General features: G+C 69.5%; 17 protein-coding genes and 2 tRNA genes. 10 read left to right on the top strand and 9 right to left on the bottom strand.

Annotated elements, in window-relative coordinates:
• The first annotated feature begins 88 nt into the window (after positions 1-88).
• The 4 genes from AB0M62_RS05945 to AB0M62_RS05930 all read left to right on the top strand — a co-directional run bounded on the left by AB0M62_RS05945 (position 89) and on the right by AB0M62_RS05930 (position 4,637).
• On the top strand, positions 89-988 hold the full coding sequence (locus tag AB0M62_RS05945; RefSeq protein WP_366072879.1) for an LLM class flavin-dependent oxidoreductase: 900 nt from the start codon (positions 89-91) through the stop codon (positions 986-988).
• Positions 989-1,291: 303 nt separating this feature from the next.
• A complete protein-coding gene (locus AB0M62_RS05940) occupies positions 1,292-2,293 on the top strand; it encodes a glycosyltransferase family 2 protein (RefSeq protein WP_366072878.1) in 1,002 nt (333 codons plus the stop codon).
• The gene (locus tag AB0M62_RS05935) at positions 2,290-3,702 is read left to right on the top strand and encodes a polysialyltransferase family glycosyltransferase (protein ID WP_366072877.1); all 1,413 of its coding nucleotides are present in this window, start codon (positions 2,290-2,292) and stop codon (positions 3,700-3,702) included. Before AB0M62_RS05940 ends, AB0M62_RS05935 begins: the two co-directional genes overlap by 4 nt.
• The gene (locus AB0M62_RS05930) at positions 3,699-4,637 is read left to right on the top strand and encodes a class I SAM-dependent methyltransferase (protein WP_366072876.1); all 939 of its coding nucleotides are present in this window, start codon (positions 3,699-3,701) and stop codon (positions 4,635-4,637) included. The genes AB0M62_RS05935 and AB0M62_RS05930 overlap by 4 nt, the downstream gene beginning before the upstream one ends.
• A gap of 103 nt (positions 4,638-4,740) precedes the next feature.
• Here AB0M62_RS05930 and AB0M62_RS05925 read toward each other — a convergent pair whose 3' ends face one another.
• The 5 genes from AB0M62_RS05925 to AB0M62_RS05905 all read right to left on the bottom strand — a co-directional run bounded on the left by AB0M62_RS05925 (position 4,741) and on the right by AB0M62_RS05905 (position 9,929).
• Positions 4,741-5,283 (bottom strand): RNA 2'-phosphotransferase, encoded by a 543-nt coding sequence (locus AB0M62_RS05925; protein WP_366072875.1) that lies wholly within the window; start codon positions 5,281-5,283, stop codon positions 4,741-4,743.
• 147 nt (positions 5,284-5,430) lie between these two features.
• Complete coding sequence (locus AB0M62_RS05920; RefSeq protein WP_366072874.1) at positions 5,431-6,360, bottom strand: MerR family transcriptional regulator; 930 nt, start codon at positions 6,358-6,360, stop codon at positions 5,431-5,433.
• A 19-nt stretch (positions 6,361-6,379) separates the two neighbouring features.
• Positions 6,380-7,306 carry a metal-dependent hydrolase gene (locus AB0M62_RS05915; RefSeq protein ID WP_366072873.1) on the bottom strand — a complete coding sequence of 309 codons (927 nt, stop codon included), beginning with the start codon at positions 7,304-7,306 and terminating at the stop codon, positions 6,380-6,382.
• Positions 7,303-9,075 carry an SDR family oxidoreductase gene (locus tag AB0M62_RS05910; RefSeq protein WP_366072872.1) on the bottom strand — a complete coding sequence of 591 codons (1,773 nt, stop codon included), beginning with the start codon at positions 9,073-9,075 and terminating at the stop codon, positions 7,303-7,305. Before AB0M62_RS05910 ends, AB0M62_RS05915 begins: the two co-directional genes overlap by 4 nt.
• A complete protein-coding gene (locus AB0M62_RS05905) occupies positions 9,072-9,929 on the bottom strand; it encodes a M24 family metallopeptidase (RefSeq protein WP_366072871.1) in 858 nt (285 codons plus the stop codon). Before AB0M62_RS05905 ends, AB0M62_RS05910 begins: the two co-directional genes overlap by 4 nt.
• A 265-nt stretch (positions 9,930-10,194) precedes the next feature.
• On the opposite strand from AB0M62_RS05905, the gene AB0M62_RS05900 reads away from it, so the two are divergent.
• From AB0M62_RS05900 to AB0M62_RS05885, 4 genes are read left to right on the top strand one after another with little or no spacing between them, the layout of a single operon-like run.
• Positions 10,195-11,175: an ABC transporter ATP-binding protein gene (locus AB0M62_RS05900; protein ID WP_366073066.1), complete on the top strand. Its 981-nt coding sequence runs from the start codon at positions 10,195-10,197 to the stop codon at positions 11,173-11,175.
• Positions 11,172-12,056: an ABC transporter permease gene (locus tag AB0M62_RS05895; RefSeq protein ID WP_366072870.1), complete on the top strand. Its 885-nt coding sequence runs from the start codon at positions 11,172-11,174 to the stop codon at positions 12,054-12,056. Before AB0M62_RS05900 ends, AB0M62_RS05895 begins: the two co-directional genes overlap by 4 nt.
• Positions 12,053-12,964 (top strand): ABC transporter ATP-binding protein, encoded by a 912-nt coding sequence (locus AB0M62_RS05890; RefSeq protein ID WP_366072869.1) that lies wholly within the window; start codon positions 12,053-12,055, stop codon positions 12,962-12,964. The genes AB0M62_RS05895 and AB0M62_RS05890 overlap by 4 nt, the downstream gene beginning before the upstream one ends.
• A gap of 14 nt (positions 12,965-12,978) precedes the next feature.
• Positions 12,979-13,698: an ABC transporter permease subunit gene (locus AB0M62_RS05885; protein WP_366072868.1), complete on the top strand. Its 720-nt coding sequence runs from the start codon at positions 12,979-12,981 to the stop codon at positions 13,696-13,698.
• Here the strand turns inward: AB0M62_RS05885 and AB0M62_RS05880 are convergent.
• Positions 13,676-14,047, bottom strand: a complete 372-nt coding sequence (locus tag AB0M62_RS05880; protein WP_366072867.1) for a DUF488 family protein — start codon at positions 14,045-14,047, stop codon at positions 13,676-13,678. The two genes, AB0M62_RS05885 and AB0M62_RS05880, sit on opposite strands and share 23 nt — an antisense overlap.
• Before the next feature lie 577 nt (positions 14,048-14,624).
• Between AB0M62_RS05880 and AB0M62_RS05875 the strand changes: the two genes are divergently transcribed.
• Both AB0M62_RS05875 and AB0M62_RS05870 read left to right on the top strand, forming a co-directional pair.
• Positions 14,625-14,726: transfer RNA gene (locus AB0M62_RS05875), tRNA-OTHER, on the top strand.
• A 14-nt stretch (positions 14,727-14,740) separates the two neighbouring features.
• Positions 14,741-14,835, top strand: a tRNA-Ser gene (locus AB0M62_RS05870).
• 16 nt (positions 14,836-14,851) lie between these two features.
• Here AB0M62_RS05870 and AB0M62_RS05865 read toward each other — a convergent pair.
• The 3 genes from AB0M62_RS05865 to pheA form a co-directional block, all read right to left on the bottom strand.
• Complete coding sequence (locus AB0M62_RS05865) at positions 14,852-15,670, bottom strand: HAD family hydrolase (protein ID WP_366072866.1); 819 nt, start codon at positions 15,668-15,670, stop codon at positions 14,852-14,854.
• On the bottom strand, positions 15,667-16,944 hold the full coding sequence (gene serS, locus AB0M62_RS05860) for a serine--tRNA ligase (protein ID WP_366072865.1): 1,278 nt from the start codon (positions 16,942-16,944) through the stop codon (positions 15,667-15,669). The genes AB0M62_RS05865 and serS overlap by 4 nt, the downstream gene beginning before the upstream one ends.
• Before the next feature lie 563 nt (positions 16,945-17,507).
• Complete coding sequence (gene pheA, locus AB0M62_RS05855) at positions 17,508-18,443, bottom strand: prephenate dehydratase (RefSeq protein WP_366072864.1); 936 nt, start codon at positions 18,441-18,443, stop codon at positions 17,508-17,510.
• Positions 18,444-18,457 lie beyond the last annotated feature (14 nt).

Below are 18,457 nucleotides of genomic sequence, written 5' to 3'. Positions count from 1 at the left end.
CGCGAGGGCGCACATCTGAGTTCCGGCACCGGGCGCGGGCAAATGGGGCCGGACAGGGTGTGCGCGCGGGCACCGTATGGTCGTACATATGCGCCTGAGTACCGTGATCCTTCCTGTCCGCCGCTGGCATGAGGGTGGCCGCGAGCAGTGGCAGCGAGCCGAGCAGCTCGGTTTCCACACCGCGTACACCTACGACCACCTGTCGTGGCGGACGTTCCGCGACGGACCGTGGTTCGGCGCCGTCCCGACGCTCACGGCGGCCGCCGCGTCCACCGACCGGCTGCGTCTGGGCACTTTGGTCACGTCGCCGAACTTCCGGCACCCGGTGACCCTGGCCAAGGATTTGATCACCCTGGACGACGTCTCGGGCGGCCGTATCACTCTCGGCATCGGCGCCGGCGGTAACGGCTTCGACGCCACGACGCTGTTGAAAAGCGGCCAGGAGCCCTGGACGCCCCGTGAGCGGGCCGACCATTTCGCGGAATTCGTGCCGCTGCTGGACCGGCTGCTCACCGAGCCCGTGGTCACCCACGAGGGCACCCACTACTCCGCCACCGAGGCCCGCAACATCCCGGGCTGTGTACAGCGCCCACGCCTGCCCTTCGCCGTCGCCGCGACCGGGCCTCGGGGGCTCAAGCTGGCCGCACGGCACGGGCAGGCCTGGGTGACCACCGGCGACCCGAGGCTCTTCGAGTCCGGAACGCCCGGCCAGTCGCTGGAGGCCATCCGCGGGCAGATCGGGAAGCTCGGTGCGGCCTGCGCGGAGATCGGCCGGGACGCGAGCGAACTCGACAAGATCTTTCTCACCGGCTTCACCCCGGACCGTCCCCTGGACTCCATCGACGCCTTCGTCGACTTCGCGGGCCGGCACTTCGCCCTGGGAATCACCGAGATCGTGATTCACGCCCCGATCCCCGACTCGGACTTCGCCACCGACGTGAAGGTCTTCGAGCGCATCGCGATGGAGGGCCTGGCTCAGCTCGGCTAGCGCCCGCTGCGGAACCTGCTGCTGCACCGCGCGGCCGACCCGTTACCCACCGCCGTCAACCCGGTGACGGACCCGGGGTTACCTCACCCGGGTGGACGGCTCATGCCGCATGCTCGGCGGCCGATCGCCCGTACCGGTACGTCTGTCATACGGGTCCGGCCCGTCGCGCGGCCCCACGGCGAGGGCACGGTGGACGGGCCGTGAACGGAGGTCGACGGGACAGGTGCTGGGCAGATGATCAGCGCGCGAACTTCGGGCCGAGGGTCTTGGGGTGGCGGCTGAGAACTCCTAGCGTCGTTTCACGTGAAACTGTCCGTCGTCGTTCCCTTCCACAACGTCCAGGACTACGCCGCCGAGACCCTCCAGAGTCTGGTCCACAACACACGCCCCGGCTTCGAGTTCGTTCTCGTCGACGACTGCTCCACCGACCGGACGCTCCGGATCATCGAGCACTTCGCGGAACTGCTGCCCGGCAGTGTTGTCATCCGGCACCCGGACAACCGCGGTCTCGCCGACGCGCGCAATACGGGTCTCGACGCCGCCCGTGGCCGCTATGTCACCTTTCTCGACGGTGACGACTGGCTGGCCCCGGGCCATCTCGACCGGCTGGTCGCCGCCATTGAGCGCCACGGCTGCGAGTTCGTCCGCACCGATCACGTGCAGGTCACCGGTCTCAGACGGGTGCTGCACCGGGCCCCCGAACCCCGCCGCGAACAGGTCCTCGATCCTCGCGGCTCGATCCTGCCGCACGACCGGCAGACGATGACCGACTACCCGTACGCGTGGGCCGGTATCTACGACCGGGCGCTGCTGGACCGCGGGGTCCTGCGCTTCGACGCCGGCCTGCGGATGACCGAGGACCGGCCCTGGATCTGGCGGCTGCACCGGCAGGCCCGGTCGTACGCCGTCGTCACGCTGGACGGCATCCGCTACCGGCGCGGGGTGGCCGCTTCACTCACCCAGGCGGGAGACGAGCGGCGGCTGGACTTCTTCCGCGCCTTCGACCTGCTGCTCGACCAGCTCGCCGAGGACCCGGAACACGACCGGCTGCTACCCAAAGCGGTCCAGACGTACTGCTCGATCATGGCGGGCCAGCTTTTGCAAGCCGACCGCTACCAGCCGACGGTCGCCCGGCGGCTGCCCGCCCTGGCCCGCGCGCGGCTCGACCGGATGGACCGGGCAGTCCTCGACCGGGTGCTGAGGGACATGCCGCCCGAGCGTGCCGCCGCCCTCGACGCGCTGTACGGGATGCGCGGGCTGATGACCCGGATGCGGCCGACGAAGAGAAAGGCCCTCGCCGTATGACCCTCCGCAGCGGCAGGCGGCATCAGATCTTTGCCGCCTCCACCGGGTACGGCGCGGCCACCCTCGCCGCCGCCCTCGACGCCGGGATGTTCGGTCCTGGCAACCGGGTGCACCGCACCCTGCTCGTCACCAACAACGCACCCAATCCAGAGGTCACGCCGGCACTGGACCGGATGCCCGGCTTCGACCGGATCCGCGCCCGCTTCGACGCGGTCGTCCACTGGAACAAGGTGATCCATCCGCACCACCCCGCCGCCTGGGTCCCGCGTACACAGGACATCACCGCCTGGCAACGGCTGCTGCGCCATGCCTGGGACCTGGGGAGCGAGCCGGTCGAACTCGCCCTGGAGTCCATTCAGGCCGCCCCGGCCCTCGCGCTCGCCGCCGTCTTCGCCGACAGTCCCCTCGACGTCTATGCGGACGGCTTGATGAGCTACGGGCCCACCCGCGACGCCCTCCCGCACTCCGTGCACGGCCGGATCCGCCGGCTCCTCCACCCCGACCTGGTGAACGGTCTCCGGCCCCTGCTTCTCTCCGAGTACGCGGTGCCGGCCGAGACGGTGCCGGCCGGGGCCATACAGGGCGTCTTCGCCGAACTGGAAAGAGCCGCCCCACCGTTGGAGGGCCAGGGACTGGCCGCGCAGGAGCAGCCCGGCGGGACGCCGCCCGGCCAGGACCGAGAGGGCCCGGTACTGATGCTCGGCCAGTACCTCGCAGCGGCCGGCATCCTGTCCGTGTACGAGGAACGGGAGCTGCACGGGCGCATGCTGCATGCGGCTGCCCGGGCCGGACACCGCACCGTGGTGTTCAAGCCGCACCCATCCGCGCTTCCGCTGGGCGAGGAGTCCTTGCAGCTCGCGGCCGAAGCGGCCGGGATACGGCTGGTCGTGTGCGACACCCCGATCCTCGCCGAGACGCTCGTTCAGCGGCTGCGTCCGGCGCTGGTCACCGGCTGCTTCTCCACCGCCCTGCTCACCGCCGCCGTGCACTACGGCGTGCCCGTGGCCGCCGTCGGTACAGATCTGCTGCTGGAGCGCCTGTCCCCGTACGAGAACAGCAACCGCGTCCCCGTCACCCTTGTCCGCGCCCTCCTGCCCGACCTGGAGCGGGACGGCTGCGACGGCAAGCCCCTCGACCTGTCGCCGGCTGTCGTGAACGGGCGCATCGCACCGCTTCTGACGGCCGTCGGCCACTGCATGCAGCCTGAAGGCTGCGCCCATCTCCGGGAGGACGCCGAGCGTTTCCTTGCCGCGCACTGCGAAGGGCCGGGCCGCCCGCTCGGCCCGGAGACCGCCCCCTATTTCAAACGCCGCAGACTGCGCGCGCTCGGGCTGCCGGGGGCTCCCGGGCCCGCCACGCCCGTGGCCCGACTGCGTACCGCCGTACATCGAATCAGGAGAACACCATGACCGACGTCCCCTTGCGCCCGCTGCGGGCCCTGCCCGCGCGGCGCCTGCTCCAGCCTGTGATCTCCCGGATCGACCGGCGCATAGACAAAAGGCTGCATGCGGCCGACCGTGAGATCGAGAGCCTGCGCAAGGAACTGAGGGAAACGCGGCAGCAGATGTCCGCGCAGCATGTGCGGCCGCACTCCTACGACATGCTGTACGGGCGCGAGGGCCGGCTGAACGACCGGATGCCCAGTAAGCAGATGATCACCGAACTGGCAGCTCGCATCGCCGAGGTGACGGGTCGCCAAGGTGCGTACACGGAGACCGTCCAGGCCTTCCGTACCCTGGTGGAACTGGAGTCGCGCGGCGTCGGCCGGATCGCCGGCTCCACGTCGAACATCCTGGGAAAGCTGACCACCACACCGCTGCTGGGGCCGCCGAACGGCGAAATTCTCGAAATCGGCACGCTGTACGGCCTTTTTGCGGGCGGAATGGCCCGACAGCTGCTGCGGCGCGGGCTCGCATACCAGCTGACGATCGTGGACCCGATCGCCCCGGTACAACTACAGCCGGGCGTGGAGATCAACCGTGATCCGTCCGGGACGCCGATCACGGAGGACGTCGTACGTGCCAATCTCGCCTACGCGGGGGTGGACCCGGAGCGGCTGCGGCTGCACCGCGGCTTCTCCGAGGACCCGGCCGTGCGGGAGGCGCTGTCGGACCGGCGGTACGGAGTGATCGTCGTCGACGGGGACCACTCCAAGGAGGGCGTGGCCAGGGACCTGGAGTGGGTCGAGCAGATCGCGGCGACGGGCGCGATCGTGGTGCTGGACGACTACGGGGACGGCAGGTGGCCCGGTGTGCAGGAGGCGGCCGACGCCCATCTGGCCGGGCATACCCGGCTGAAGATGGTGGGCAGGGTTTCCACCAGCGCGTTCCTGCGCGCGGGCTGAACCTGCTGAACGCGAGGGGCCCGGGTGGACTTCCCACCGGGGCCTCTTCCGCAGCCTGGGCCACGGCGTTTCAGCCTGCGGCTGGCGGATTTGGTGCTGCCGGTCAGCCCGGGAAGCGCAGGAACTCCGGTGGTACGGCATCAGCGAGCCAGACGCCGTTGGCGCTCACCCGGAAGACGTGCCCGGCTCGGTGCATCGCACCGGCGTCGACTGCGAGGACAACCGGACGGCCGCGCCGGGCACCCACCCGGGTCGCGGTCTCGCGGTCGGGTGAGAGATGGACATGGTGGCGGTTCATCGGGCGCAGGCCTTCGGCGCGGATCGCGTCCAGGCTGCGGGAAACGGTGCCGTGGTAGAGGTACGCGGGCGGCTCGGCCGGGGGCAGACCGAGGTCGATCCGGACGGTGTGGCCCTGACTGGCCCGGATACGGCTGCCGTCGACGGCGAAGCGCTGTTTGTCATTGGCGGCGACCACATGGTCCAGCTCGTCCCGAGTGAAGGGGAAGCCGTGCGCGGCGGCGGCCCGCATGAGGACGTCTATCTCCACCCAGCCGCTGGGGTCGAGCGTGAGGCCGATGCGTTCCGGCTGGTGCCGCAGATGCTTCGAGAGGTACTTCGACACCTTCACGGTGCGTCTTTCATCCATGACGTCAGAGTGCCCGCGCGGGGCGCACCTCGGCACCTGGTTTACGCTCCCTGTCGGCACGGCGCCCTCGTGACCGTGGTGGTCGGTTCGGACATCCAGGCGGCCGGGGGCTGTGGGTAACTCAATGAGCACAATCGAGCGGTCGGATCAGGCGACGGGCGGTCCGGCAGCCCGCTCGGCCAGGGCATTCATGGTGCGGGCCTGCAGCTCCCGCTCCGTGGCCGCCCTGACGAACGCCGCCACCTGGTCCGGTCCCACCAGCTCCTGTACCGCGCGGACCGTATCCGCCGGGAGGGCCACCGGAGCCGGTCCCTCATCGGCGGGCGGCTGGCCGACCGTGCCGAGGTGGCTCTGCAGGTGACGGGTGGCGAACAGCTGCATCGCACGGGCCAGCTCCGCGTCCACCGTCTGCTGGGCCAGCGGGCGCAGCCGCCGTACCAGAGCGGCCGCTTCCGTGGCATCCGCATCCGTCGGCGGACGGTGGCCCAGGTAGCGGGCGAATACGTGCTCCGTCGTGAACTCCAGGAACCGCGAGGCGATGTGCTCGACCTGGCCGCGCAGCTCGCGCAGATGACCGGAGATCGCGGGCAGCGGCACACCCGCCGCGTGCAGCTCGGCCGCCACCGCCAGCTCCTGCGGGCTGGGCACCAGGAACTCGTCTTCCCGCCCCGGAACACGCTCCAGCACGCCGAGATCGACGGCCTCCTCCACCGCGGTGTCGTCGGGCTTGCCGCCGAACCTCTCGTCCAGCTCGGCGCGCGAGATGCGGGTGGCCACCTCGTCGGTCCAGGGCCCCTGCACTTCGGCGACCAGCCCGAGCACCCCACCGAGCCCGCGTCCGGCGTCCCATGCCTCCAGGAGCTCCTTGATGGAGGCCAGGGTGTAGCCGCGGTCGAGGAGGCCGGCGATCTGGCGCAGCCGTGCAAGGTGAGTGTCCCGGTAGACGTTGGACCGTCCGCGTCGCTCCGGCCTCGGCAGGAGCCCGCGGTCCTGGTAGGCGCGGATGGTCCGAACCGTGGCACCACTGTGGTGTGACAGGTCCTCGATCCGGTACTCGGCGACTCCTTGCTCGGACAAAGCCACTCCCTACGAAGAGCTACAACAAGGCCGCGCGGCCGATCGCTCCCGCCGCCGCACGGGCCGCCGGTGAGACCGCCAGATATTCGACGGCCTTGCGCAGCGAGCCTTCCTGCGAGGGATGGTACGACCGCCGGAAGTAGCGGGGTATGGCCGAGCCGAGCTCACGCCAGCCGGGCAGCAGACCTCTCGCCACCGCCCTGTTGTGCTCCCGGAGTGAATAGCGCCGCCGGCCCGCGAGCTGCGGGTCGTGACGGATCAGATACGAGGCGCCCCAGCACCAGAGCCACAGGAGCACCGGCGCGACCACGGCCATCCCCTCGATACGACGGGCGTAGCGAGGCAGTCCCGTGCCGCCGCAGTGCTGGTACATGTCGAAGGCGACGGCCCGGTGCTCGACCTCCTCCGCGCCGTGCCAGCGCAGCAGGTCGAGCATGACCTCGTCGGCTCCCGCGCGGTCGAGCCCTTCGGCATGCAGGACCCAGTTCCCCAGGACTGCCGTGAACTGCTCGATCGCGGCGATCAGAGCGAGGCGGAATCGCAGCCACTCCCCGACGGGTATCGGAACGCCGAAGGGAGGCTTCTCGCCCAGGAGTTTCTCGAAGAGGAAGTCGACGTGCCGCGTGTACGCCTCCGCGTCCAGCCGCTGGTCCGCCAGGTGGTCCAGTACGTACGCGTGCTGGACGCTGTGCGTGGCTTCCTGGCCCATGAAGCCCTTGACATCTTTCCGTAGGGCCGGGTCGGTGACGAGCGGGAGGCCCTCCTTGAACACCTTGACGAACCACCGTTCGCCGGCCGGCAGCAGCAGGTGCAGCACGTTGATGACATGGGTGGCCGTGGGCTCGTCCGGTATCCAGTGCAACGGGGTTTCGCGCCAGTCGAACGAGACCCTGCGCGGCACGATGCTGTGGTGGTCCCCGGTCCGGTGCTTTTTCGCGGCGCTCACAGCCGAGGCTCCAGCCGCGCGATCGCCCGCAGGATCTTGGGGGCGAATCGGGACAGGAAGCGGGCCCCACGGGACTCCGGTGTCACCGGTACGACCGCCTGGTTGTTCACGACGGCGCGCAGAATCGCGTCGGCGACCTTCTCCGGCGGATAGTTGCGCAGTCCGTACAGCCGGCTCGACTTCTTCTGGCGACGCTTCTCCTCCGCCTCGTCGACCCCGGCGAAGCGCGCGGTGGCAGTGATGTTGGTGTTGACGAAGCCGGGGCAGATCGCCGAGACCCCGATGGACTGCCCGGCCAGCTCGGCGCGCAGGCACTCGCTGAGCATCAGCACCGCCGCCTTGGAGGTGCTGTACGCGGGCAGCGCCTTCGACGGCTGATACGCCGCCGCGGACGCGGTGTTGACGATGTGGCCGCCCTGGCCGCGCGCGGCCATCTGCTTGCCGAAGATCCGGCAGCCGTGGATCACACCCCACAGATTCACGTCGAGGACCTTCTTCCAGTCCTCGCTGGTGGTCTCGAAGAACGACCCCGACAACCCGATGCCGGCATTGTTGACCAGCACGTCCACGATCCCGTACTCGGTGGCGACCTTCTCGGCCAGCTTCTCCATCGCCTGCTCGTCGCTGACGTCGACGGTCTCGGCCCACGCGTCGGGCGAGCCGATCAGCCGGGCCATGTCCGCCGTCCGTGCCGCCCCCTCGGCGTCCCGGTCCACGGCCACCACCCGCGCCCCCGCCTCGGCGAACGCGAAGGCCGTGGCCCGCCCGATGCCGCTGGCGGCGCCCGTCACCAGGACGAGCTGACCACCGAAGCGCTCGGCGTACGGGCCGGTCGCCACGATGCCGCCGGGGAGCGCCCCGTTCTCGTTGGCCTGCACGAATTCGGCGATCCAGCCGGCCACCCGGTCGGGCCGCGTGCGCGGCACCCAGTGCTTGGCCGGGAGCGACCGCCGGACGAGCTGTGGGGCCCACTGCTCCAACTCGTCGTAGAGCCGCTCGGAAAGGAAGGCGTCGCCGGTCGGTGTGATCAGCTGGACGGGCGCGTGCGCGTACGCGTCCGAGCGCGGCCTGCGCAGCCGGGTGCGGACGTTGTCCCGGTACAGCCAGGCGCCGTGCGCCGCGTCGGTGGGCAGTGAGGAGGTCGGATAGGCACCGCCGGGCAACTTCTCCACCCGCTGAAGGATCTTCGGCCACTGCTTGCCGAGCGGCCCGCGCCAGGCGAGCTCCGGCAGCACGGGGGTGTGCAGCATGTACACGTACCAGGACTTGGCGCCCTGCCCGAGCAGCTGACCGACTCTGCGAGGAGTGGGCCGGGCAATCCGCTTCTTGATCCAGTGTCCGAAGTGGTCGAGCGAGGGACCGGACATCGAGGTGAAGGAGGCGATCCGCCCCTCGGTGCGCCGGACCGTGACGAACTCCCAGGCCTGCACCGAGCCCCAGTCGTGTCCGACCACGTGCACCGGCCGGTCCGGGCTCACGGCGTCGATCACGGCCAGAAAGTCGTCGGTCAGCTTCTCCAGGGTGAAGCCACCACGCAGTGGCGCGGGCGCGGTCGACCGGCCGTGGCCTCGCACGTCGTACAGCACGACGTGGAAGCGCTCGGCAAGCCGCTCGGCGACCTCACTCCACACTTCCTTGCTGTCCGGGTAGCCGTGCAGGAGCACGACGGTCGGCCGGGTGCCGTCCTTCGGCGCGGTCCCCATCTCGGCGACGCACAGTTCGACCCCGCCCGTTCGGACCCGGCGCTCACGCGCTCCTTCGAGACTCACGAGATCTCCTCCGCCCAGCGCCGCACGTGCGGCAGGTCGTCGTCCAGCCAGAACGCGCTCTGCTCGGGGTCCCGGGAGTCGGTGACGACCAGGATCTCCTCGAACTTCGCGCCCGTACCCCGGAATCCGAGGTGCGGTTCCACCGCCCACAGACCCGGCCGGGGCGGATGGTCGGAAAATTTGTACGGGCTCCACAATGGCGACCATCCCTCGCGGTGCCCGCGCAGCGCGTCGCTCGCCAGCCCTTTCAGCGCCTGCGTACCGAACCCGAAGACCTGGGGCGACCAGCGGCGATCCTTGACTCGGTCGACCTTGTGGGCGATGACCCCGAAGGGATACGCGCGGTGCCGGTTGGCGTACCCCTGGCGGATCATCAGGCTTTCGACGTTCTCGTATATCCGACGTAGCGGGCGGCGCTCGCGCACCTCTTGCAAAATCAGCTCGCGGTGTACCTCGAGGTCGGCGAGGAGCTTGTCGTGCACAGGATTGAGGCCGAGGCAGCCCGAGTAGCCGATGTCGGCAGTGCAGCCCTTGTAGACCGGAGCCATGTCGAGGATGAAAGGCATCCCCGGCTCCAGCTTGCGATTCGTGGGAAAGAACTGCAGCGGTATCCGGAAGCCGGCGAAGGCCGTGCGGTCCCCGAACCAGGCGAACGGCAGGTGGAACCAGTCCCGGACCCCCCGCTCACGGAGCCAGTCGCGCTGCATCCGCGCCGCCTCGCGCTCGGTGACACCGGGTTTGAGCTGGGCCGCGACCGCCTCCGCGCAGGCATAGGCGAGGCTCTGTACTTCCCTGAAGCCGCGAAGTTCCGCGTCCAGGCCGACACCCGCTGTTCTGGGCACTGCTGACGTCATGCCACCTGTCCGTCCCGAGGAGTATGAGGTGAGCCGTACGCATCGCATCAACTTGACACTGATGAATGTGACAATGCACGGCGGCTGCGTCAAGAGGGTGCGCAGGCCTGTGGACAACTGTCTGCGGACTGCTCTCTCCCGTAGCTCCGCCGGCCTGCCCCTCGTCGTATCTCCCCTACGGGTACGTACGACTCGAGAGTGACCCGATCCCACCGTCAGGTCTGACGACTTCTGTGTCCTGCGCCACTACCTTCGAACCGTGACTGTGATCGTGACCGAAAGCCTGAGCAAGCGGTTCCCACGGGTGACCGCGCTTGACCGGCTCTCCATGGACATCGGACCCGGTGTGACCGGCCTGGTGGGCGCCAACGGAGCCGGCAAGTCCACCTTGATCAAGATCCTGCTGGGTCTGTCCCCCGCCACCGAAGGCCGCGCCGCCGTGCTCGGCCTGGACGTCGCCACCAGTGGCGGCGCCATCCGCGAACGGGTCGGTTACATGCCCGAGCACGACTGCCTGCCGCCGGACGTCTCGGCCACCGAGTTCGTCGTCCACATGGCGCGCATGTCCGGACTCCCGCCGTCCGCGGCGCGCGAACGCACCGCGGACATCCTGCGCCACGTCGGACTGTACGAGGAGCGCTACCGGCCCATCGGCGGCTATTCGACCGGCATGAAGCAGCGCGTCAAGCTCGCGCAGGCGCTGGTCCACGACCCGCAGCTGGTCCTCCTCGACGAACCGACGAACGGCCTCGACCCGGTCGGCCGCGACGAGATGCTCGGCCTCATCCGCCGCATCCACACCGACTTCGGCATTTCGGTCCTGGTCACCTCGCACCTTCTGGGAGAGCTGGAGCGCACCTGCGACCACGTCGTCGTCATCGACGGCGGCTCACTTCTGCGCTCCAGCTCCACGAGCGACTTCACCCAGATCACCACCACGCTCGCCGTCGAGGTCACCGACTCCGACACCCATCCCGACGGGACGCTCGCGCTGCGTGAAGCCCTCGGCGCAGCCGGCGTCACGCTGCACGGCGGCGAGGAGCAGGGCCTGCCGGGCGCCGGGCACATTCTGCTCGTGGAGGCCACCGGCGAGGACACGTACGACCTCGTCCGGGACACCGTCGCCGACCTCGGCCTCGGTCTCGTACGGATGGAGCAGCGCCGCCACCACATCGCGGAAGTCTTCCGCGTGGACGCCGCCCGGCCGGCCGATTCCGCCCCTGCCATGGAGGTACAGGCGCGATGAGTACCGAGACCACCCAGATCCACAACATCGGCTACCGGAACTACGACGGAGCCCGCCTGGGCCGCGCCTACGCCCGCCGCTCGCTCTTCTCGCAGTCGCTGCGCGGCGCCTACGGACTCGGCCGTTCCGCCAAGTCCAAGGTCCTGCCGGTGATCCTCTTCGCGGTGATGGTCCTGCCTGCCGCCATCATCGTCGCCGTCGCCGTCGCCAACCCGGTGGCCACCGCCCTGCCGATCAAGTACACCGCGTACGCGATCTACCTCCAGGCCGTCATCGGGCTCTACCTCGCCGCGCAAGCGCCGCAGTCCGTCTCCCGTGACCTGCGCTTCAAGAGCGTCTCGCTGTACTTCTCGCGCCCCATCGAGCGCGTCGACTACGTACTCGCCAAGTTCGCGGCGATGGCGTCGGCCCTCTTCATCCTGACCGCCGCACCGCTCGTCGTCCTGTACGCCGGCGCGCTGCTCGCAAAATTCGACTTCGCGGACCAGACGAAGGGGTTCGCACAGGGACTGGTCTCCGTGCTGCTGCTCTCCGTCTTCTTCGCCGGCATCGGCCTGGTGCTCGCCGCGCTGACACCGCGCCGCGGGTTCGGTGTCGCCGCCGTCATCGCCGTGATGACCATCTCCTACGGAGCGGTCTCCACCGTCCAGGCGATCGCCTACGAAACGGGCTCACCCGGCGCCATCGAATGGCTCGGCCTCTTCTCGCCGGGCACGCTCATCGACGGCGTACAGACCGCCTTCCTCGGGGCGACCTCATCCTTCCCGGGCGGTGACGGCCCCTCCGCCGCCATCGGCATCGTCTACCTGCTGGCCGTCTTCGCGCTCGTCCTCGGCTCGTACGCCGTCCTCATGCGCCGTTACCGGAAGGTCGGGCTGTGACCACCATCAACATCGACCACACCTCGCGCTGGTTCGGCAACGTGGTGGCCGTCAACGACGTCACCATGACGATCGGCCCCGGCGTGACCGGCCTGCTCGGCCCCAACGGCGCGGGCAAGTCCACCCTGATCAACATGATGGGCGGCTTCCTCGCCCCCTCCACCGGCACCGTCACGCTCGACGGCAGTGCGATCTGGCGCAACGAGTCGGTCTACCGGCAGATCGGCATCGTGCCGGAGCGGGAGTCCATGTACGACTTTCTGACCGGCCGCGAGTTCGTCGTCGCCAACGCCGAGCTCCACGGCCTGGACGAGCGGGCCGCGCAGCGGGCCCTGGCCACCGTCGAGATGGAGTACGCCCAGGACCGCAAGATCTCCACGTACAGCAAGGGCATGCGGCAGCGCGTGAAGATGGCCTCGGCCCTCGTCCACGACCCCTCGGTACTGCTGCTCGACGAGCCGTTCAACGGCATGGACCCGCGCCAGCGCATGCAGCTGATGGACCTCCTGCGGCGGATGGGCGACGAGGGACGCACCGTCCTCTTCTCCTCCCACATCCTCGAGGAGGTCGAACAGCTCGCCTCCCACATCGAGGTGATCGTGGCCGGCCGGCACGCCGCCTCCGGCGACTTCCGCAAGATCCGCCGGCTCATGACCGACCGCCCGCACCGCTATCTCGTACGGTCCTCCGACGACCGCGCGCTCGCCGCCGCGCTGATCGCCGACCCGTCCACCGCCGGAATCGAGGTCGACCACGCCGAAGGAGCCCTGCGTATCCAGGCGGTCGACTTCGGCCGGTTCACCGAGCTGCTGCCGCGGGTCGCCCGCGCGCACGACATCCGGCTGCTGACGGTCTCGCCCTCCGACGAGTCCCTCGAGTCGGTCTTCTCCTACCTCGTAGCGGCCTGAAGGAGCTGGCATCGATGTACAACCCCACGGTTGCCCGGCTCACCTACCGGGCCCTTCTCGGCCGCCGCCGCGCACTGATCCTCTTCGCGCTGCCTGCCCTGCTGCTGGTCATCGCCGCGGCGGTGCGGATGTTCACCGGCGCGGACGACCAGGTCGCCGCCGACCTACTGGGCGGATTCGCCCTGGCCACGATGGTGCCGCTGATCGGTGTCATCGCCGGCACAGGCGCAATCGGCCCGGAGATCGACGACGGCTCGATCGTCTATCTGCTGGCGAAGCCGGTGAAACGACCGACGATCATCCTCACCAAACTGATCGTGGCGATCGCCGTGACCATGGCCTTCTCCGCCATCCCCACGTTCATCGCGGGCCTCATCCTCAACGGCAACGGACAGCAGATCGCCATCGCCTACACGGTCGCGGCACTGGTCGCCTCGATCGCGTACAGCGCGTTGTTCCTGCTTCTCGGTACGGTCAGCCGGCACGCCGTGGTCTTCGGCCTCGTGTACGCCCTGGTGTGGGAATCCCTCTTCGGCAGCCTGGTGCCGGGCGCCAAGACCCTCAGCGTCCAGCAGTGGGCACTGGCCCTCGCCGAACGGATCGGCGCCGAGGGAGCCATCGCCTCCGACGTGGGACTCCCCGCTGCCGTGACACTGCTGGCGGCCGTCACGGCCGGCGCCACCTGGTACGCGGGCCAGAAGTTGCGCCGGCTCACCCTCGTCGGCGACGAGTGACGAGGCGGTCCGCGAGGACGGCCGCGTGGCTGCGCTCAGGATCCTTGGCCGCGGTGAGCAGCGTGAGCCGCCCGGTACGGGCCAGCCCACGCAGGCCCTCCAGCGCGGCGGCCGCGTCCGGGGAGTTCAGCTCGGCGTCGTAGCGACGGCGGAACTCCTCGTACGCGTCCCCCTCCTGGCCGTGATACCAGCGGCGCAGCTCGGTGGACGGCGTGAGGGCCTTGGGCCACTCGTCGATGCGGGCCGCGTCCTTGGACAAGCCGCGCGGCCACAGCCGGTCGGCCAGGACGCGCGTACCGTCGTCGTCCGCGGGGGCGTCGTAGACCCGGCGGACCCGGATGTCGCTCATGGTCCCTAGATCTACACCTTGCGGACCGGGCCGGGCTTGAAAGGCCCGCTGTGGAGCCTCTCAAGCCCGGGTCGGATCAGGGCGTCATCGCTGCTTGGGCGCCCGCTTCTGCTTCCGCAGCTGCTCCTGCAGCAAGTCGGCGAAGTGGTCCATCCTGCTGTTCATGGCGGACCATGCCGTCACCGGTCCGGGCCACCCGGACGCTCACGGATGCCACTCACTCAATGACCGGCCCGGCTTCCGCCGGCACCGGCACTCCTCAACTTCACGAAAGGTACGTCGCCACGAACTCCAGTTGTCTCCACGCACCTTGAGGAACGACCGACCATCACACAAGTCACGACAGCGGTCGAATAAATGAGTGGTGGACCAGCAGCTGTACGGGCAGAGTGGTGGAGGCGGACAGGCCCACAGGACCGGGGAGGAGCGCGGCGATGACCGAGATCAGTACGAGTCCGTCGAGTTCCCCTCAGGGCAGCAGGCGGCAGGCACCGGAGTAGCCAACCACTCCGCGCAGCCGCCGCGGAACTGCCCGGGGCGGCCGCTTCGAGCGCGCATTCGCGCGGGCCGCCCTCCCGGAGGATTGGCCGAGTGGCAAGGCAGCGGCTTGCACTGTGCACCATCAGAAGCAGCCGTAGTCGGGTGAAAACCCGCGCGCGTTCGATCCGCGCATCCTCCGCGCAGTAAGCACCGGGAAGAGCCGGCCGACAGTCGGCGCCGGCCCCGCTCTCGAAAAGCGTCGGGGTGCGCGAGCACCCGGGTGGGTTGGACCCCCACCTCTTCCGCCACCCGGAGCGCAGCGCGTCAGCCGAGCAGCAACTGCTCCAGCACCACCGCGATGCCGTCGTTCTCGTTCGATGCCGTCACCTCGTTGGCCACGGCCTTCAGCTCCTCGTGCGCGTTGGCCATCGCCACCCCGTGTGCCGCCCACGCGAACATCGGGATGTCGTTCGGCATGTCACCGAAGGCGATCGTGTCCGCGGCCCGCAGCCCCAGCCGCCGCGCGGCCAGCGAGAGTCCGGTGGCCTTGCTCAGTCCCAGGGGAAGGATCTCCACGATGCCGGGGCCCGCCATCACCACGTCGACCAGGTTGCCCACGGTCGAGCGGGCGACCCGCGCGAGCGCGTCGTCGTCGAGACCGGGGTGCTGGATGTAGACCTTGTTCAGCGGTGCCGACCACAACTCGGCCGGGTCTTCGAGGGGAACCACCGGAAGCGGCCCGTCCTGCACCCGGTAGCCGGATCCCACCAGCACCTCGCCATCGAGCCCGTCCCGGCTCGCGGCCAGCGCCAGCGGACCGACCTCCGCCTCGATCTTCGCGAGGGCGATCCCTGCCAGCTGCCGGTCCAGGGTCACGGAGGTCAGCAGCCGGTGCTCGCCCGAGTGGTAGACCTGCGCCCCCTGACCGCAGACGGCCAGCCCCTCGTACCCCAGGTCGTCCAGGATGTGCCGGGTCCACGGTACCGCCCGGCCGGTGACGACGATGTGCGCGGCGCCCGCCGCCGTGGCGGCGGAGAGCGCGTCACGCGTGCGCCGCGAGACGGTCTCGTCGCTCCGCAGCAGCGTGCCGTCCAGGTCGGTCGCGATGAGGCGGTACGGGAAAGGGGTCGGAGCGGAACTCACTTGGAGACCGGCTCCAGCAGCTCACGGCCGCCCAGGTAGGGACGGAGCATCTCGGGCACCCGCACCGAGCCGTCGGCGAGCTGGTGGTTCTCCAGGATGGCAACGATCGTGCGCGGTACGGCGCACAGCGTGCCGTTCAGCGTCGCGAGCGGCTGCACCTTCTTGCCGTCCCTCATACGTACCGAGAGCCGGCGCGCCTGGAACTCGTCGCAGTTCGAGGCGGAGGTCAGCTCGCGGTACTTGCCCTGGGTCGGGATCCACGCCTCGCAGTCGAACTTCCGTGAGGCCGAGGCCCCGAGGTCACCGGTCGCCACGTCGATCACCTGGAAGGGCAGCTCCAGGCCGGTCAGCCACTGCTTCTCCCACTCCAGGAGCCGCTTGTGCTCGGCCTCGGCGTCCTCCGGTGCGACGTACGAAAACATCTCGACCTTGTCGAACTGGTGCACGCGGAAGATGCCGCGGGTGTCCTTGCCGTACGTACCGGCCTCGCGGCGGAAGCACGGCGAGAAGCCCGCGTAACGCAGCGGCAGCTTGCCGGCCTCGATGATCTCGTCCATGTGGTAGGCCGCGAGCGGAACCTCGGAGGTGCCGACCAGGTAGTAGTCGTCCTTCTCCAGGTGGTAGACGTTCTCGGCGGCCTGGCCGAGGAAGCCCGTCCCCTCCATGGCGCGCGGACGCACCAGGGCGGGCGTCAGCATCGGGATGAAGCCGGCCTCGGTGGCCTGCGCGATGGCGGCGTTCACCAGCGCCAGTTCGAGCAGCGCGCCGACGCCCGTCAGGTAGTAGAAGCGCGAGCCGGAGACCTTGGCGCCGCGCTCGACGTCGATGGCGCCCAGCGCCTCGCCGAGCTCCAGGTGGTCCTTGGGCTCGAAGCCCTCGGCGCCGAAGTCGCGGATGGTGCCGTGCGTCTCGAGGACGACGAAGTCCTCCTCGCCGCCGACCGGGACGTCGGGGTGGACGACGTTGCCGAGCTGGAGAAGCAGGCGCTTCGCCTCCTCGGCGGCCTCGTCCTGTTCGGCGTCGGCGGCCTTGACGGCGGCGGAGAGTTCGGCAGTGCGCTTGAGCAGCTCGGCCTTCTCGTCGCCGGTGGCCTTGGGGATGAGCTTGCCGAGCGACTTCTGTTCGGAGCGGAGGTCGTCGAAGCGGACGGCGGAAGACCTGCGCCGCTCATCGGCGGAGAGAAGCGCGTCGACGAGCGCGACGTCCTCTCCACGGGCGCGCTGGGAGGCGCGCACTCGGTCGGGGTCCTCACGGAGCAGGCGAAGGTCAATCACCCCCCCAGGCTACCGGTGCGGACTTCGTGTCCTCGACCCGATATTCCACTTCGCACGGGTTGGGTGAATTGCCGGAATGGGGAGCCCTCCCGTGTTGGAAAGGAAGCGTCGCCCCCTCGGTGGTCACCTGACGCGGATGTCTTGGACGCAAGGGCCCTGGAGCGGGTTGTCCACAGGAATTCACAGCTCGCATAAAGTTATCCACAGGCTGTGTGGGCGATCTGTGGACAGTGGAAGAGATCATTCCGAAAGGCGCATGCGGGACGAGGGATTCCCTACTCAAACCCCTCTCACGCACTCATTCGGGTGGGAATGGCTCGCTCCAAAGGGTTGATCAATGGAATGGGGCTGACGAAGGGGGACCTGGTTGCCTGTGGACGCAACTGCGGTCTCTGAGTTGATTTGTCGACCATGCCGGATTCCCGTGTCGACTTGTCCCCAGGTCGAGAGCGACCCCTGTGGATAACTAGTCAGGCAGTGGATGAAAAATGACAGCAGGACTGGCGGAAGGGTGGACAGTAGGACTGCCGACGGTGCGATGACAGGGCTACGGCCCCCGGCTGCTACGCCCGCCCGTCGAGGCAGCGCGTCAGCCAGTCCGACGCCGCCGTGAACTCCCGGTCCGAAGTACCGCGGCGCAGCGCCCGGACATCCTCGGTGGCCACTCCCGCCCGCGGATACGACCCGAGGAAGCGCACCTGCGGGCAGATCCGCTTGAGCCCCATCAGTGCCTCGCCCACCCGCCGGTCCGAGATATGCCCCTCGGCATCGACGGCGAAGCAGTAGTTGCCGATGCCGGCACCGGTCGGCCGCGACTGGATCAGCATGAGGTTGACCCCGCGCACCGCGAACTCCTGGAGCAGCTCCAGCAGTGCACCCGGATGGTCGTCGCCCAGCCAGATGACGACGGAAGTCTTGTCCGCCCCGGTTGGGGCGGACGGCCGGGCGGGCCGGCCCACAAGGACGAAGCGCGTCTCGGCGTTCTCCGCGTCGTGGATCTCGGTGACCAGCGGGACGAGCGCGTAGGTCGCCGCCGCGAACTCGCCCGCGAAGGCGGCGTCGAACCGGCCTTCCTGGACCAGCCGTGCGCCGTCGGCGTTCGAGGCGGCCGATTCCCACAGGGCGTGCGGCAGGTTCGCGGCCAGCCAGTTGCGGACCTGCGGCTGGGCGACCGGGTGTCCGGTCACCGTCTTGACCTCGGAGAGCTTGGTTCCCGGCCGTACGAGCAGCGCGAAAGCGATCGGCAGCAGCACCTCGCGGTAGATCATCAGCGGTTCGCCGGAGGCGAGTTCGTCGAGGGTGGCGGTGACGCCCCCCTCCACGGAGTTCTCGATCGGTACGAGCGCGGCCGCGGCCTCCCCGTTGCGTACCGCGTCCAGCGCGGCCGGCACGGACACCATCGGGACGAGTTCCCGGGTGGCGGCTTCGGGCAGCGTGCGCAGGGCGGCCTCGGTGAAGGTGCCCTCGGGGCCGAGATACGTATATCGAGTCGCCGACATAACAGTCACCCTAA

This window comes from Streptomyces sp. NPDC051219 (assembly GCF_040682335.1).
Taxonomy (GTDB): domain Bacteria; phylum Actinomycetota; class Actinomycetes; order Streptomycetales; family Streptomycetaceae; genus Streptomyces.
The sequence above is the reverse complement of the archived record's forward strand: the minus strand, read 5'-3'. Positions and strand labels throughout refer to the sequence as shown.